This is a genomic window from Streptomyces sp. NBC_00239 (genome assembly GCF_036194065.1).
In the GTDB taxonomy this organism is placed as follows: Bacteria; Actinomycetota; Actinomycetes; order Streptomycetales; family Streptomycetaceae; genus Streptomyces.
Window position 1 is genome coordinate 3,859,835 of sequence record NZ_CP108095.1, and the last position, 15,295, is coordinate 3,875,129.

Here is a 15,295-nt window from a genome sequence, read left to right on the forward strand (position 1 = left end):
GCCTCGCCCCACCCCCATTCGAAAAAGGAATCGCCCATGACTGACGCGTCGCGTCGCACCCTTCGCACCGTCGTTCAGACCGTGCTCGCCCTCGCCGCCGGTCTCCCGCTGATCATCGACGCCGCAGGCATCCCGCAGGCCGCCGCTGGCGTCGGCCTGGCCCTCGCCGTGGCGGGCGGCGTAACCCGGGTGATGGCCCTCCCGGTCGTCGAGAACCTGCTGCCCGGATGGCTGCGCAGCGCGCCGAGCGCCGACGACGAGCTGCTCGCCCTCGACCGCAGCCGGGACGGGCGCCCGTGACCGACCCGACCCCAAGCGACGTCGCCCTCGAACTCGAAAGGCTGCGGGCGACCGTCGAGACCGGGTTCGCCCGTCTCGACGGGGCGCTCGCCCTGCTCGTGCAACGGTCCGACCAACTCGACACCCGCCTCGCCGACCACGAGCAGCGCCTTGACTCCCTCGAAGGGAATCGGTGGCCACTCCCGAGCATCGGCGCCCTGGTCGGCCTCGCTGGTCTCCTCCTCGCCGTGCTTGCCCAACTCCGGTAGTTCGCCGCCTTGGCGCCGTGGCCGCCATCGTCATCCCGCACGGCTAAACACCAGTCCGCAACGCAGGGAGCCCCGCTCACGGCTGTGGCCGTGAGCGGGGCTCGCTTCGTCTTGTCAGATCAAGTCGTCAGGGGCGAACGACTCGCCTTCAATGTAATACTTGCGCGCGCTTTCTGAGGTCAGTGCCTTTGGGTACATCACGACATAGCCCGGCAGGACCATGATCCGCCAAGGGGATGGCAGTTGAGCGCTCACGAGATGGAAGAATTCATCGGCAGTCATCGCCGGCGTATCGAGAGTTACCTCGAAGTCGGAGTAGAACTCGACCTTGACCTTGTCTCGGTAATAGGCGTAGCGGAAGAGGTAGGGAAGATTCGTCTTCGCGATGTGAAGCAGGCTCTTTAGGTCAGACTTCCCGACGGGCAGCCCTTCTATCAGCCAATCCAGGCGTGCTGGGTACAGCTGGTCAAAATGGTCGGGCTCGAAGAAGGTTGTGTCCCGATTCTGCCCTGGATCATTAATCCCGAAGCCATTGTTATTCCAAGGCGCTTCCCCAGCGCCTTGATGCTTCTTGATCAATAGTTCTTCAGGGGTGATGGCGTTGAAATCTTCATCGACAGATAGTGCAGTGAACTTGATCTGGTCGAGTTCTGTATTCTCGCGACCTTCCAGCTTCGCCAAGTGTCTGGCCAGGCGCTGAGGCAGCGTCTTGTCCGCCTTGCCGATGTAAACCAACTTGTCGTGGCGGTAGAGCTGGTACACGCCCTTGCGTGGCGGAAGCTTCGCGATGTTGTCCCGCGTGAGGGGGGCCTTGATGAGGGCGGCGAGGTGTTCCGCGAGCTGATCGCCGAGTGCCTGGGTGATGCTGAGCTTGAACTCCGCGTAGTTGCCCAGGCCTGCCTGGTCGCCGAGCGTCATGAGTGACGGCCCCTTCCGTGAGTGATCGCTGTCACCTTAATGGGTGGCACTGGTGGCCATGTGGCGCGTCTTTCTTGAAGTGACCTGATGATCGTCAACTCCGCGGTATGCTTCGCACATGCCTGAGCTGCGAGAAGAACGCCATGAGGTGGGGACGTGTGTCGAGCTGTTCGCCGGCGGCGGGGGGCTCGCGATGGCTGTACACGCTGCGGGCTTCCGCCCGCTCCTGGTGAATGAGTACGCCAAGCGGGCGTGCGAGTCCTTGAAGAACAATCCGCCGGACCCCGACGAGCCGGAGAAGCGTTGGCCGCTCATCCCGGGTGACGTGCGTGACATCGACTTCACCGACCTCGTCACGGACGAGGTCGACGTCCTCGCCGGTGGACCGCCCTGCCAGCCGTTCAGCCTGGGGGGCGTCCACAAAGGCATGGAAGACGAGCGGAACATGTTCCCGCAAATGTTCCGCGCCATTCGCGAGATGAGACCGAAGGCGGTCATCTGCGAGAACGTGCGCGGGCTACTTCGACCGTCTTTCAAACCCTATTTCAAATACATCTTGAACGAAATGCGCCTGCCGTTCGTGCAGCGCGACAAGGATGATTCGACGTGGGAAGACCACAATGACATCCTTGAAAAGCTGATCGCCAACGACTCGGTTGAACTGTCGGAGCGATACGACGTCAAGGAGATGGAGGTCAACGCGGCTGACTACGGTGTTCCGCAGATTCGGAACCGAGTAATCATCGTCGCGTTCCGCGCCGACCTCGGCGTCGATTGGGAGGAGTTCATGCCCAAGGAGACGCACTCCGAGGAATCAATGATTCACTCCATGCGCGAAGGCGGACCCTACTGGACGGAACGGCACAAGAACGTGCCTGCCGATGTCCGCAAGCGTGTAATCGCGAACCTTCCGAAACTCGACTACGAGAACAAGAAGACCAAGGCAAAGCTGGAGCTTAAGCCGTGGCTCACCCTGCGTGACGCCATCGCGGGAATCGACGAGAACGAGGGCAAGCCGCTTCCGTACGTCACGGAAGCCGCTGTCAAGGACAAGCTCTCAGTGGGCGACATCGCCGACCACATTGGGTGGCCCGGAGCTCGAACCTACGCCGGGCACACCCCGAACGTGCTGGATCGGCCCGCGAAGACCGTAAAGGCGGGTGTGCATGGTGTGCCGGGCGGCGAGTCCGTCATGCAGCTCGACGACGTCAACTTCGTCAACGCCGGCGGCGGAAACGGATACCGATACATGACCGTGCGGGAGACCGCACGAGTCATGACGTTCCCGGACCGTTGGATTCTCGACGGGCCGCGGGGAGAGAAGATGCGGCAGTTGGGTAATGCCGTGCCCGTCAAGCTCGGGGCGGCCTTCTCAAAGGCTGTTGCCAACGCTCTCAAGTCGGTCGGGGCTCTGGAGGACCCGGAGAAGCGGAAGTGACTCAAGCCGCAGGCGATCAGCAGAGGCGTTGGAAGGATCAGATGCCTCCCGATCGGGCGTGGAAGCCGAGAGAGGGGATGAGCCGGGACGCCCGAGCGGCTGAGCAGGACCGTGCCGCTGGCGGCCGCCTCACCCGTGCGGTCGACATCGGCAAAGGCCGGTACGCGCGTGCGTCTGTCGCGCTGCGTCTCTACCGCAGCACCCGCCGCATCCGTGCCTACCTACGGTGGTCGCAGGAGGGCGAGACACACGAACGGTATGTCGGCGAGGTGGACGCCGCGACTCGCGCTGCGAACCTCGCGCAGGCATGGGAGATAGCTCATGCCGCCGGTTACGTGACGACCGAGACCGTTCCCCCCCAGTCGTGGGCGTCCTCCCCCGCTTCCCGTGCCGTCATGTCCGCCAATAAGGGACGAGACACAAAGCCCGAGAAGCTGTTGCGGTCCGTACTCCACAGACACGGACTGAGATACCGCGTGGGCGTCAGGCCGATTCCCGACCTGCGCCGGACCGCCGACGTAGTTTTCACCAAAGCTCGCGTGGCTGTCTTCGTCGATGGCTGCTACTGGCACGGCTGCCCGGAACACCACCGGCCCGCCAAAAAGGGTGCGGCGTTCTGGCAGGAGAAGATCGCCGGCAATCGAGCCCGGGATGCCGAGACCAACGAGGCGCTGCGGAAGGCCGGTTGGCTCGTCGTCCGGGTCTGGGAACACGAAGATCCGCAGCAAGCCGCGCAGCAGGTGATCGAGGCAGTGCGGTCGAGAGAAAAGGCACCGCTGAGCGTCGACGACCAAGGCTGACCCTCACCAGCTCTCAGCGCGCCCCGCTCTCCGACCCCGTGTCGGAAAGCGGGGCCTCTTGTTGTTGTCCTACGGTTTCCACCCGCCAGACCTCCACACCTGCGGCGCGCCATGGGTACCGTTCTGAGGTATGAGCCCCGACGGATGGAGAACGGATGCCTCGCCGACCGCTTGAACGCCGCCGTCGCCTCACCGCGAGGGGGGCGCGTTGATGTTGGAAGAAGCCGAGGAGATCGGCCGCCGCGCCCGTCGCGCACGGCTCCGTCTCGGGATGCCCCAGGCCGACCTCGCCGTCGCCTTGGGGAAGTCTCAGGGGTGGGTATCGAAGATGGAACGCGGCCTGATCGAGCTTGACCGCGTCGGCCTGCTTAATCTGGTTGCGGCTGAGCTACACGTACATCCGAATGACCTCATCGGGCGCCCGTACAGCAGCTCACCGAATGAGAATCAGTGGCAGGTCGCGGCTTCGTCCATCCTGCGTGAGCTGCGCCGCTACGACCTTGCGCCGGTGTTCGAAGGAACGCCACGACCTGCGCGGGAGTTGTGGCAGGAAGCAACCCGCTTGCACCGTCTGCGAGACGCCGCGGCCAACACCGCGATCATGCAGGTTCTCCCCGACCTGTTCCGCGAATCACGCGCCCTTGCCGAGGCGACCACCGGCCACGAGCAGGAAGAGGCGTACGCCATCTACGCCGTGTGCTGCAAGTTCGCGCACACAGCCGCTCACGCCCTCGGCCACCCCGAGCTCGTCGCCATGTCGTGCGAGCGCGCCGCATGGTCAGCTCGGCTGTCCGGAGACTCCGTCATGCCCGCCGTCGCCGATTGGATGCGGGTATGGGACATGTGGGCAACTGCCGATTGGGAAGATGCCGTTGCCCTATCTGACAAGGCGATCAGCAGTGTTCAGGAAGGTTTCGACCAAGGCGAGCCGCTAGCCCTCCGCGCGTGGGGATCACTGCAACTGCGCGCCGCCGTCTCCGCAGCGCGCGGCGGTCGGAAGTCCGAGGCCAAGGACCGAATCAAGCACGCCAAAACTGCCGCAAAGCGGTTGGGGCAGTACGCAGGTCCACCGGTGTACGACCGTCACTCACTGACGTTCTCCCCGGGCAACGTGCAGATCCACGCCATCAGCGTGGCGCTGGAGATGCGCGAGCAGCGGGACGCCCTGGCCATAAGCCGGCGCACCGACCCGGCACTGATCGCGGCGCTTCCCAACTCGCGACAAGGTCACCACCACATGGACCTTGCCCGCGCATGGCTCTGGGATGGCAACCGCGACAAGGCATTGACCGAGTTGGAGACCGCCGAGCGGATCGCCCCGCAGCTCATCCGCAACCATCCGATCGCCCGGTCAACCCTGCGTGGCATCGTGTACGCCGAACGGGCAGTCACTCGCGAGAAGCTGCGCCGCATGTCGGACCGCTTCCACCTCGACGGCTGAGTGCGGTATTCCTCCGGTTCATATTGGGCTGCTATCCGCGTCCTAACTTCGGGGCATGGCCGAACAGACCGCAGTGCAACGCCCGGCGCATGAAGCGCAGTTACGCGCGGGCGACCCGTTCCATCCACGCTTGGGTGACCTCGCCGCCGACCTCGCCAAGGGCGGGAACATCGGTGTCGTGGTCACTCTGCCGAGCGACACCTCAGCGTCGTACCACCTGCGTCCCCCGGGCGGTGGCCCGGAATGGTCCGCCCGCGCAGACGGTACGACGCTGCGCCCCGTTCCGGCGAAGCCCACCCACATCACGCCCATGCAGGGTGATGTGATCTACGACCACAGGGCCGAGCAGGCCGCCCTACCGGTTGTGATCCAGAACGAGGACGGCGGCTCTACTGAGTCCGTACTCATCCTCACCCCGAGTCAGGTCGAGCTGTACTACATCCAGCTCGGGCAGCTCATCGAGCGCCGCGAAGAAGCGAGGGGCGCGCGGTGAGCGCGCGCGTGCTGACGCTCGCCCCGCCGGCGTCAGCACGACCACTTGCGCAGACCGCCCTCGCGTACCGGTGCGAGACAACGGCAACTGACCTCACTGGCTCCCGCGAGGTACTGCTCGCTGTCTATCGCGCTAGTACACCGCGCCTCGCCGCCCGATGGCTGCGAGTCGAGGCTGAACGGCTCGCGCGCCGATTGTCTCTCGATCCTCAGTCATCGGCCCTGCGGGACGCCCCGCTCTCGATTGTCGATCCGGCCTATCCACGGCCCGACGATGCCCTACGCGCTTGGCGCCACAGCGAAACCGAGTACGAGCGGGCGATACGCGTGCTCAGCGCCGGCGACGCCTATCTGATCAGCGTCAGCGACTACGACGCCCGGTACTGCCTGAACGTCTACCCCGTTCCGGCTCGCGGGCCGTCCGCCCCACCGGCGCCCGCAGCGCGTCCCCGCTTCACACTCGGGGGCTTGGGCCGTCATCGCCGAGCGCCGTTTCGCGCCTAACCACCGCCACGCTCCCCACCCCCACCGCACCTGTCCTGACCCTTACCGTCCCCCCAAGGGAAGTGAGTCCATGGAACAGTTCGAGCGTGCCCGCCTCGACTCGTATTTCGCGCGCATCTCGCGCACCTTCGCACCTCGCGAGCGCCCCGCGTCCTTCTTGATCACCCACCTGCTCCCCGAGCGCCCCTCGTTCGTCCGGGGCATCGGCACGTCAACCGACCTGCGCGTTGTCCTGCCGAAACCCAAGAGCATCGACCCGGCCGCCCGCCGCACGGTCGAGAAGATGACGCAGTGCGACACCCTGACCCGGGAGATGTTCGAGGACCCCGACACTGCGGTTGACTACTTGGAGTCCCGAGCCGCCGGCGAGGACGTCGTCTTGTGCGACGTGGGCGGCTACTTCGCGCCCGCCCTCGACGCCCTGTGTGATCGCTTCTCCGGTCGCATCCTCGGCGTCGTCGAGGACACCGAGAACGGGCACCGTCGCTACGCCGAGCGGGACAAGCTGCCGTGCCCAGTCGTGTCCGTGGCCCGCTCACCGCTCAAGGACCCCGAGGACTACCTCGTTGGTCAGAGCGTGGTGTTCTCCACCGAGGCGCTCATGCGCAGCCGCGGCGACATCCTGCACGGCAGGAACGCTCTGGTCCTGGGGTTCGGCAAACTGGGTTCGAGCATCGCTCGCCTGCTGCACGCCAAGGGCATCAGGGTCACGGTGTACGACATCGACCCCGTTCGGACCACACAGGCGCTCTCACAGGGGTTCGGCGTCGCCCGGGACCGTGACACAGCCCTGCACGGCGCCGGACTCGTGCTGTGCGCGACGGGCAGCGTCTCCTTACGCGGGGAGGACTTCGCGACGCTCAGGAACGGCGCCTACGTCGCAACGGTGACCTCAAGCGAGGACGAGCTCGACCTCGCCGCGCTTCCCGATGTCTACCAGCAGACCCCGAGCGCGGATCACGTCACGAAGTACCAGACCACCGGGCACTTCTTCTACCTCCTCAACGGAGGGAACGCCGTCAACTTCCTGCACGGCGCGAGCGTAGGCCCGTTCATCTTCTTGGTTCAGGCCGAAATACTCGCCGGAATCAAGAAGCTCACGCACGGGGAGCTCGGCCACGGTATGCACGAGGTCGGCGCCGCCGACAGGGCCACCATCGCCGCTACGTGGCTCGACTTCTTCAACCGCAATCAGTAGGGAGACACCGCACCATGCCGATCACGGCACAGCACGTACGCGAGACCCTCGACGCCTATCTCGACCAGCACCCGGCGGACAAGGACCCGCTTGCGCCTCTCTCCGAGACGCTCGACGTCGCGGGCGACACCATCGGGTCACGGAAGGAGTTTCGAGGCCACGCCACGGCCGGCGCAATCCTGCTCCGCGCCGACGGTCGCGTGCTCACCATCGAGCACCGCGCCCTACAGAAGTGGCTCTTGCCGGGTGGCCACATCGAGACGGACGACGACACGCTGCTCGACGCAGCGCTGCGCGAGCTGACCGAAGAGACGGGCATCCGGGCCGAGCAGGTCGAGGTCGTCGGCGACGGTCCGCTGCACATCGACGCTCACGTCATCCCGGCGAACGACGCCAAGGGTGAACCCGAGCACATGCACTTCGACTTCCGGTTCCTGTTCCGCACCACGGTGGAGGCGGTCGAGCTCCAGGAGGAGGAAGTCACCAACTTCTCGTGGCAGTTCGCGGACACGCTCACCGCAGAGCCCCTGCGTAGTCGCGTCCTCGCTGCCGCGCGCGGCTGACCGAGCAGCGCCCCCGACCGGGCTCGCTGCGGCCGTACTCGTGCTCCCCCACGGGGCCGCGGCGTCCCGCCGTGCCCGTCCGCTCGTCGCCCCATCCCCCGAGGGTGGCGAGCGGACGGTTACTCGGCCTTGGGTGCTGCGCTCCGGTCGAGGACGAACGTTCCGCGCTGCGGCACGGTGTGCACATACCCCTCGGTGCGCAGGTAGTCGACGGCGTGGCGAGCGGTATCTCGCGCGACCCCGAACTCGCCCTTCATCGCCGACTCGGACGGGATTCGCCGCCCGACGGGCAGTTTCCCGCTCTCGATGTCCTCGATCACGAATCGCGCGATCTGCACGTAAACCGGGGTCGCCGACCCATGGTCGACCTCTCGCGCGGGTCCTTCAGTCACTGCCATGCCAAGAGGGTAGACAACTGGCCACATCGCCGAGCGTCGCCGATCGTTGCCGTACGTCGGTAGACGTAGGTAGACAAGTTGGCTACCGTCGCCAACGAAGAACCCCGGCAGGCCGATTAGGCCCGGCCCGCCGGGGGCCGAACATCACCAGCTTTCGAGGAGCTGACGACATGCGCGACCTTATCGCCCCCCTGTACCCGCTGCTATGGCTGCTGTGGGCCGCCCCCTTACTCCTGCTCCCTCTCCGCACCAGGAAGCCGGGCCGGCACTCCGCCGAGCACTTCACGGCGCGGCCGACGCCGGTCCAGCTCTCCCCGTCGATCTGGCTCAAGCCGTGGAACACACCGCCCGCACCGCACGTCATCGAGCGAAGCGCGCCGTTCGAGGATGACCTGCCGAACGTCGTCCGACCCTACGTCGCAGGCTTCCCCCGGCCCCGGACCGAGCAGGATTGGCAACGCGAGCGACGCCGCGCAGCAGCCTTCGCCGCCGCAGGCATGGACTACCCGTACAGCTACCCCGGAGCGCCGGCCCACGCGGGCGCCGCCGTATGAGCGCCACCTGCTGCGGCTGCCACCGGGAGACGCACGCCCCCATCCCCGTGCGCTCCATCGAGCGCCAGAGCGGCCCCCCCGTCACGATCTCCGCCTGCCCCGACTGCGCCCCCCGCTACAACCCCGCCCCGACCTACGGCGAGCACGTGAGACGTCGAGGGCTCTGAATAGCGGTAAGCCCCGCCCGGACTCTCCGGGCGGGGCCTGCCATTTGCGGCGCCTACTCGTCAGCATCCAGCGCCGGCGGGGCAGACGCGACGACGCCGAGATGCCGGTGCAGGTCGTAGCGCGAAATCTTGTACGCCCGTCCGTGGCGCAGGACTCGCACGGGATACCGCCCGGTCCGGGCGAGGTGGTAGCCGGTGGTTCGGCCAAGGTGCAACGCACGGTTGGCCGTCTCAAGCGGGATCGCGACGGGAAGCGTCATCAGCTCGTCGTGTGTCATCCCGTTCTCGGTCGTGCTCATCATCTGCCCCCAGTGACATCGGTGTGCACATCGGCCCGGTGGTGCCGAGCGATGCCTAGATCAGCAACTTACGATCAAGGGTGGCGCTTTGCAACCAACAAAGTTAGCTTTGCGATATGCACAGTCACCAGACAGCGGGCGACGTCATCGCCGCGCAGATCCGCCGGCACCGCGAGCGGCTCGGAATGAACCGGCACGACCTGGCCGCCGAGTGCGCGCGCCTCGGCCGCCCCGATCTCTCCTACGCCGTGATCGTCACGATCGAGACCGGCCGCGGCGACGGCAACGCCAAGAAGCGCCGTCAGGTGACCGCCGAGGAGCTGCTCGTCTTCGGCCTCGCGCTCGCCACTCCCCCACTGCTCCTTATGGTCCCGCTCGGGACCGAGGAGACCATCCCCACCGTTCCAAGCGCGGTCCCGCGCGACCCCTACACCGTGTGGCAGTGGATGACCGGCGAGGCGACGCCGACGCTCGACGGCCCCCTCGACGGGCGGTACGTCGCCGACACTCGGCCGATCGCCGGTTCCGGGCAGACGTGGGCCGCCGCGTGGGCCACAGCGGCCTATCCGGTCTCGCTGTATCCCGAGCTCGCGCGGCGCCGCGAAAGGGCCCACAAGGCCCGGCTACGCGCCGCGCTCGATCCATCGGCACAGACCGAGTACGTCGACCGCCTCGACGAGCTCGCGCAGATCGTCAACGACATGCACCGCGCGAGCCTCACCGTCCCGGACCTGCCAACCGAGTTGGCCGAGGACTTGAAGCGGCTCGACCTGCTCGACAACCCCGACCAGACCAACCCGAGAGGTATCGAGTGACCGCGAAGGGAACCACGACAAAGCGCTGCTACTGCCGCCGCAAGGACGGTAAGCCGCTGGGCAGTTCCTGCCCCAAGCTCAAGCAGCGCACGCACGGCGTGTGGTCGATCCGGCAGGAACTGCCGCCGACCATGGAAGGCGACCGCCGCCTGTTCCGCCGCGCCGGATACGACACGCAGACCGAGGCGCAGGGCGACCTCGACAAGGTGCGCGCCCTGCTGAACATCGCCGACGCGGACGACCAGGACGGCCGCGCCCGCCTCGGCGACCTGCTCGCGTTGGTCGGGTCCGGGAAGGAGAGCATCCCCGATCTCGACGAGACGAAGCGACGGTTCGGCACCGGCCAGTCGCTCACTCAGCACATGACCGTCGCCGAGTGGCTCGACCTCTGGCTCGCCGGCAAGAAGGCGCTGCGCAAGAGCGGCCACGACCGATACGAGCTCGACATCCGGTACCACCTGCGCCCCCGGATCGGGCACATCCGCCTCGACCGCCTCACCGTGCCGCACCTCGACGCCATGTTCGAGGGCATCGCCGAGACGAACATCGAGATCACCGAGGCGAACGCGGACCGCCGGGCGGCACTCGCCGAGCTCAAGGCAACCCCGTGGAAGGGAGGAGAGCACCGCGCCCGCCGGAAGGTGATGAGGGACACCATCGACGCGATGGCTCCGTTCCGGCGGGTCACCGGGCCCTCGACGCAGCAGCACATCCGGGCCACGCTGCGGGCCGCGCTCAACACCGCGATAGCCCGGGGCTCGATCACCTTCAACGCCGCGCAGCACGTCGAGCTCGCCGCCGCCAAGCGTCCGAAGGCGATGGTGTGGACCGACGCCCGTATCGCCGAGTGGCTGCGGACCGGCGACAAGCCGAGCTCGGTCATGGTCTGGACTCCCGAGCAGGCGGGCGCCTTCCTGGACTTCCTCGCCGACACCGATCAGCGGCTGCTGCCGCTGTTCCACCTGATCACGTTCCGGGGCCTGCGGCGGGGCGAGGCGTGCGGCGTTCGGTGGTCCGACTACAACGCCGCGACGAGCGAGCTCACGGTCGCGACGCAGCTCGTGCAGGACGGTTGGGAGGTCGTCGAGTCGGCGCCGAAGACCGACAGCGGCGAGCGGATCATCTCGCTCGACGAGTACACCGCCGAGGTTCTCGAAGCGCACCGGATCAAGCAGGGGGCCGAGCGTCTTGAATGGGGCGAGGCATGGACCGACAGCGGTCGCATGTTCACGCAGGAAAACGGGGAGTGGCTGCACCCCGGCACGCTGACCGATCAGTTCGAGCGGCTGGTCGAGCTCTCGGGTCTGCCGCCGATCCGTATGCACGACCTGCGACACGTCGCCGCCTCGCTCATGCTCGCCGCCGGCGTCGATGTCAAGATCGTGTCCGAGACGCTCGGGCACAGCGACAGCCGGATCACGCGGGACATCTATCAGTCCGTCATGCCCAAGGCCGCGCGCGACGCCGCCGAGGCCACGGCCGCCATGGTCCCGAGAGGCACTGTGCGTCGACCCGTTCAGGTCACCGCCGAACCCGAGGCCGAGCCGATCGTCGCCGAGGTCGAGGCAGAGGTCGAGGCCGAACCCTCGAACGCCGAGGTCACACCGGATGCCGGGCACGCAGATGGGCACGCAATGGGCACGCAGGGGGGTGCGAAGATCATTTTGTTCCGCCCCCGCCTGGTCCGGAAATAGCAAAACCCCCAGGTCACGGCGAGTGAGTCCTGGGGGTTCTACAGAGCCGCCTTCGGGATTCGAACCCGAGACCTACGCATTACGAGTGCGTTGCTCTGGCCAACTGAGCTAAGGCGGCAAGCTGCGGAGGGAGCTTTTCCGTGAAGGAGAGGTTCGCATCAGCAGCGGCGCCAAGTCTACAGGGTTATTCGGAGTGCACCTGACCAGGGCGTGTGCGCGGTTGCGGTGGGGCGGATGACACGGGGCATACTGGAGCAAATGTGGTCAGACGATTGGCGTCGGGCCGCGGTGTCGGCATCCCGGAGGGATGGGACGTCACGTGGCCCGAGCCGAGGAGTCAACCGCCCCGGAGGGTGAAGGACGCGACGGGGCCGGAGCCGGGCGGTGGGCGATGCTGGCCGTCCTCTGCGCCAGCCTGCTGCTCGTGGCCATGGACGCCACCATCCTCAACGTCGCCCTCCCCTCCCTCATCGCCGATCTGAGCCCGGACGCCCTGCAACAGCTGTGGATCATCGACATCTACGGCCTGGTGCTCGGCGGGCTGCTGGTGACGACGGGTGCGGTGGGCGACCGCTACGGGCGCAAGAAGCTCTTCCTGATCGGTTTCGTGCTCTTCGGCGTGGCCTCCGTCGTCGCCGCGACCGCGACCGGCTCCGGGCAGCTGATCGCCGGCCGGGTGCTGCTCGGCATCGGCGGCGCCATGGTCATGCCCTCGACGCTCTCCCTGATCCGGAACATCTTCACCGACCCCCACGAGCGCGCCCTCGCCATCGGCTTCTGGGCCGCCGTGGCCGGCGCCGGGGCCGCCATCGGGCCGCTCGTCGGCGGGTTCCTCGTCGAGCGCTACGGCTGGGCCGCGGCCTTCTGGGTCAACGTCCCCGTCGTCGTCGTCACCGTCGTCGCGGGCCTGCGGCTGCTGCCCGAGTTCAAGGCGCGCAGCCCGCACGCACTCGACTGGCCCAGCGCCGTGCTCTCGGTCGTCGGCATCGTGGCGCTGGCCTGGGGCATCAAGCACGTGGCCAAGGGCAGCCCGGGCGCCGCCGACTTCGCGGTCCTCGCGGCGGGGCTGCTCGCGCTCGCCTGGTTCGCGCACCGCCAGCTGCGGCTGCCCGATCCGCTGCTCGACGTACGGCTCTTCCTGAACCCGCCGTTCACCGCCGCCGCGCTCGTCACCCTGATGGCCATGCTGGCGGCCGGCGCCGCGCTCTTCCTGGTGTCGCTGTGGCTCCAGTACGTCCACGGCTACAGCCCGTTCGAGGCCGGCCTGCGGACCCTGCCGACCGCGATCGCCATGCTGGTCGCGTCCCTGCTGACGCCCCACCTGATGCACCGGGTGGGCGTGCGCGCCGTGATGGGGCTCGGGCTGGTCGGCCTGGTCGCCGGCTTCCTGCTGCTCGCGCTGTCACCGGAACCGACCGCGTACGGGTACGTGGCCGTGTTCCTCGTGACGCTGGGGGTGAGCGACGGCCTCGCGATCACCACCGCCGCGTCCGTGCTCGTCTCCTCGGTCCCCGCCGAACGCGCCGGGCAGGCCGGCGCCGTCTCCGAGACGGCGTACGAACTCGGGGTCGGCCTCGGCGTGGCGCTGCTCGGCTCGGTCCACGGCGCGGTCTACGCCCGGCACATGCCCGACGGCGTCCCCGAGGAGGCCCGGGAGTCCATCGGCGGGGCCGCGGAGACCGGTTCCGCCGCCGTGCTCGCCACCGCCCGCGGGGCCTTCGACAGCGCGCTGACCGTCACCTCGTACGTCTCGGCGGGGATCGTGGCGGCCGTGACCCTGCTGGTGGTGTGGATGGTGCCGCGCGGCTTCAAGGTCACCGGCAGCGGCCACTGAGCCCGACGCCCGCCGCCCGTCACCCGTCACCCGTCACCCGTCATCCGTCCGGCGTCACCCGCCCGGCGTCGCGCTCAGCAGCGCTTGCCGTCCTTCGGGGCCTCGCCCGTCAGCAGGTACTGGTTGATCGCCGTGTCGATGCACGCGCTGCCGCGCCCGTACGCCGTGTGCCCGTCGCCGTCGTACGTCAGCAGCACACCGGAGTCGAGCTGGCCGGCGAGCGCCTGGGCCCACTTGTACGGGGTCGCCGGATCGCGGGTGGTGCCGACGACCACGATCGGGGCCGCGCCCTCGGCCTTGAGCGCGTGCGGTGTCCCGGTCGCCTTCACCGGCCAGTACGCGCAGTTCAGGGAGGCCCAGGCGAGACCCGCCCCGAAGAGCGGCGAGGCCTTCTCGAAGGACGGCAGGGCCGCCTCGACGGCGTCCGGGCCGCTGAACGCCGCGGGCAGGTCCAGACAGTTGACCGCCGCGTTGGCGAACATCAGATTGGCGTACTTACCGTTCGGCTCGCGCTCGTAGTAGCTGTCGGCCAGCCCCAGCAGCCCCGCCCCGTCGCCGTCCATCGCCTGGCGGATCGCCTCGCGCAGCTGCGGCCACGCGCTCTCGTCGTACATCGCCGCGATCACCCCGGTCGTGGCCAGGGACTCGCCGAGCGTGCGGCGTTCCCCGGTGGGGACGGGCTGCGCGTCGAGCTTGGTGAACAGCTCCTGGAGCCTGCGGGCCGCCTCGTCCGGGCCGCCGGTGCCCAGCGGGCAGTCGCTCCGGGTCGCGCAGTCCTTCGCGAACGACCGGAACGCCGTCTCGAAGCCGCCCGTCTGATCCCTGTTCAGGTCGATGGCCGGCAGCGCCGGGTCCATCGCCCCGTCCAGCACCAGCCGCCCGACCCGCTGCGGGAACAGCTCCGCGTACGTGGCCCCGAGGAAGGTGCCGTACGAGGCGCCCACGTACGTCAGCTTCTCGTCGCCGAGGATCTCCCGCAGCAGGTCCATGTCCTTGGCCGCCTCGACCGTCGAGACGTGCGGCAGGACCCTGCCCGAGCGCCGCTCGCAGCCCGCCGCGAACTCCTTGAACGCCTTCACCAGCGCCGCGCGCTCCGCCGCGTCGTCCGGGGTCTGGTCGACCTGCGTGTACGCGTCCATCTGCGGCCCGCCGAGGCATTCGACGGGCGCGCTGCGGGCCACCCCGCGCGGGTCGACGGCCACGATGTCGTACTGCGCGCGCACCGGCGCCGGGTAGCCGATGCCCGCGTAGGCCTGGAGGTAGCCGATCGCAGAACCGCCCGGGCCGCCCGGGTTGACCAGCAGCGAGCCGAGCCGCTTGCCGGGGCCGGTGGCCTTCTTGCGGGACACGGCGAGCTCGATGTCCTTGCCGTTGCCCGGGTCCGCGTAGTCGAGCGGCGCCTTCATCGTCGCGCACTCGAAGCCGGGCACACCGCAGTCCCGCCAGGTCAGGCGCTGCTCGTAGTACGGCTTGAGGGCGGCGGCCGCGGCGGTGGAACGCGGCTGCGGCCGGTCGGAGGACGCCGCCGCGTGCGGTCCGGAATCCCCCGACGTACAACCGGAGACGAGCATTCCGGCGGCCGCGATCACGACTCCGGTGGTGCGCAGCAGGCGCCTGGTGTCCATGCCCGGA

16 protein-coding genes and 1 tRNA gene are annotated in these 15,295 nt (G+C 68.1%); 12 read left to right on the forward strand and 5 right to left on the reverse strand.

The features are described from left to right. Window positions 1-36 precede the first annotated feature (36 nt). Together OG764_RS16955 and OG764_RS16960 are read left to right on the forward strand one after the other, a co-directional pair. A complete protein-coding gene (locus OG764_RS16955; RefSeq protein WP_328969258.1) occupies window positions 37-300 on the forward strand; it encodes a hypothetical protein in 264 nt (87 codons plus the stop codon). Continuing rightward, entirely contained in the window at window positions 297-548 is a 252-nt protein-coding gene (locus OG764_RS16960) for a hypothetical protein (RefSeq protein ID WP_175291938.1), read from the forward strand. The genes OG764_RS16955 and OG764_RS16960 overlap by 4 nt, the downstream gene beginning before the upstream one ends. Window positions 549-662: 114 nt before the next feature. On the opposite strand, the gene OG764_RS16965 is transcribed toward OG764_RS16960, so the two are convergent. After that, complete coding sequence (locus OG764_RS16965) at window positions 663-1,466, reverse strand: GIY-YIG nuclease family protein (RefSeq protein ID WP_328969259.1); 804 nt, start codon at window positions 1,464-1,466, stop codon at window positions 663-665. Between the two features lie 118 nt (window positions 1,467-1,584). Between OG764_RS16965 and OG764_RS16970 the strand changes: the two genes are divergently transcribed. From OG764_RS16970 to OG764_RS16995, 6 genes are all read left to right on the forward strand, one after another. Beyond that, window positions 1,585-2,904, forward strand: coding sequence for a DNA cytosine methyltransferase (locus tag OG764_RS16970; protein ID WP_328969260.1), 1,320 nt, complete (start codon window positions 1,585-1,587; stop codon window positions 2,902-2,904). A gap of 77 nt (window positions 2,905-2,981) precedes the next feature. Further along, window positions 2,982-3,704 carry a very short patch repair endonuclease gene (locus tag OG764_RS16975; protein WP_328969261.1) on the forward strand — a complete coding sequence of 241 codons (723 nt, stop codon included), beginning with the start codon at window positions 2,982-2,984 and terminating at the stop codon, window positions 3,702-3,704. A 211-nt stretch (window positions 3,705-3,915) separates the two neighbouring features. Further along, window positions 3,916-5,145 carry a helix-turn-helix domain-containing protein gene (locus tag OG764_RS16980; protein WP_328969262.1) on the forward strand — a complete coding sequence of 410 codons (1,230 nt, stop codon included), beginning with the start codon at window positions 3,916-3,918 and terminating at the stop codon, window positions 5,143-5,145. A gap of 55 nt (window positions 5,146-5,200) precedes the next feature. Further along, window positions 5,201-5,638, forward strand: a complete 438-nt coding sequence (locus OG764_RS16985) for a hypothetical protein (RefSeq protein WP_328969263.1) — start codon at window positions 5,201-5,203, stop codon at window positions 5,636-5,638. Window positions 5,639-6,211: 573 nt separating this feature from the next. Beyond that, complete coding sequence (locus OG764_RS16990) at window positions 6,212-7,339, forward strand: adenosylhomocysteinase (RefSeq protein WP_328969264.1); 1,128 nt, start codon at window positions 6,212-6,214, stop codon at window positions 7,337-7,339. 14 nt (window positions 7,340-7,353) lie between these two features. Continuing rightward, a complete protein-coding gene (locus OG764_RS16995) occupies window positions 7,354-7,902 on the forward strand; it encodes an NUDIX hydrolase (RefSeq protein WP_328969265.1) in 549 nt (182 codons plus the stop codon). A 119-nt stretch (window positions 7,903-8,021) separates the two neighbouring features. Here the strand turns inward: OG764_RS16995 and OG764_RS17000 are convergent, their stop codons facing one another. Then, window positions 8,022-8,300, reverse strand: a complete 279-nt coding sequence (locus OG764_RS17000) for a winged helix-turn-helix domain-containing protein (RefSeq protein WP_328969266.1) — start codon at window positions 8,298-8,300, stop codon at window positions 8,022-8,024. 170 nt (window positions 8,301-8,470) lie between these two features. Between OG764_RS17000 and OG764_RS17005 the strand changes: the two genes are divergently transcribed. Beyond that, on the forward strand, window positions 8,471-8,854 hold the full coding sequence (locus OG764_RS17005; protein WP_328969267.1) for a hypothetical protein: 384 nt from the start codon (window positions 8,471-8,473) through the stop codon (window positions 8,852-8,854). Between the two features lie 220 nt (window positions 8,855-9,074). Here the strand turns inward: OG764_RS17005 and OG764_RS17010 are convergent, their stop codons facing one another. Beyond that, entirely contained in the window at window positions 9,075-9,320 is a 246-nt protein-coding gene (locus OG764_RS17010; RefSeq protein ID WP_328969268.1) for an integrase, read from the reverse strand. Window positions 9,321-9,436: 116 nt separating this feature from the next. Between OG764_RS17010 and OG764_RS17015 the strand changes: the two genes are divergently transcribed. Both OG764_RS17015 and OG764_RS17020 read left to right on the forward strand, forming a co-directional pair. Continuing rightward, window positions 9,437-10,135: a hypothetical protein gene (locus tag OG764_RS17015; RefSeq protein WP_328969269.1), complete on the forward strand. Its 699-nt coding sequence runs from the start codon at window positions 9,437-9,439 to the stop codon at window positions 10,133-10,135. 131 nt (window positions 10,136-10,266) lie between these two features. After that, window positions 10,267-11,829: a site-specific integrase gene (locus tag OG764_RS17020; RefSeq protein ID WP_328973042.1), complete on the forward strand. Its 1,563-nt coding sequence runs from the start codon at window positions 10,267-10,269 to the stop codon at window positions 11,827-11,829. A 44-nt stretch (window positions 11,830-11,873) separates the two neighbouring features. On the opposite strand, the gene OG764_RS17025 is transcribed toward OG764_RS17020, so the two are convergent. Then, window positions 11,874-11,947, reverse strand: a tRNA-Thr gene (locus OG764_RS17025). 189 nt (window positions 11,948-12,136) lie between these two features. On the opposite strand from OG764_RS17025, the gene OG764_RS17030 reads away from it, so the two are divergent. Beyond that, window positions 12,137-13,663, forward strand: coding sequence for an MFS transporter (locus OG764_RS17030; protein ID WP_328969270.1), 1,527 nt, complete (start codon window positions 12,137-12,139; stop codon window positions 13,661-13,663). Between the two features lie 74 nt (window positions 13,664-13,737). Here the strand turns inward: OG764_RS17030 and OG764_RS17035 are convergent, their stop codons facing one another. Continuing rightward, window positions 13,738-15,288: an alpha/beta hydrolase gene (locus tag OG764_RS17035; RefSeq protein WP_328969271.1), complete on the reverse strand. Its 1,551-nt coding sequence runs from the start codon at window positions 15,286-15,288 to the stop codon at window positions 13,738-13,740. Window positions 15,289-15,295 lie beyond the last annotated feature (7 nt).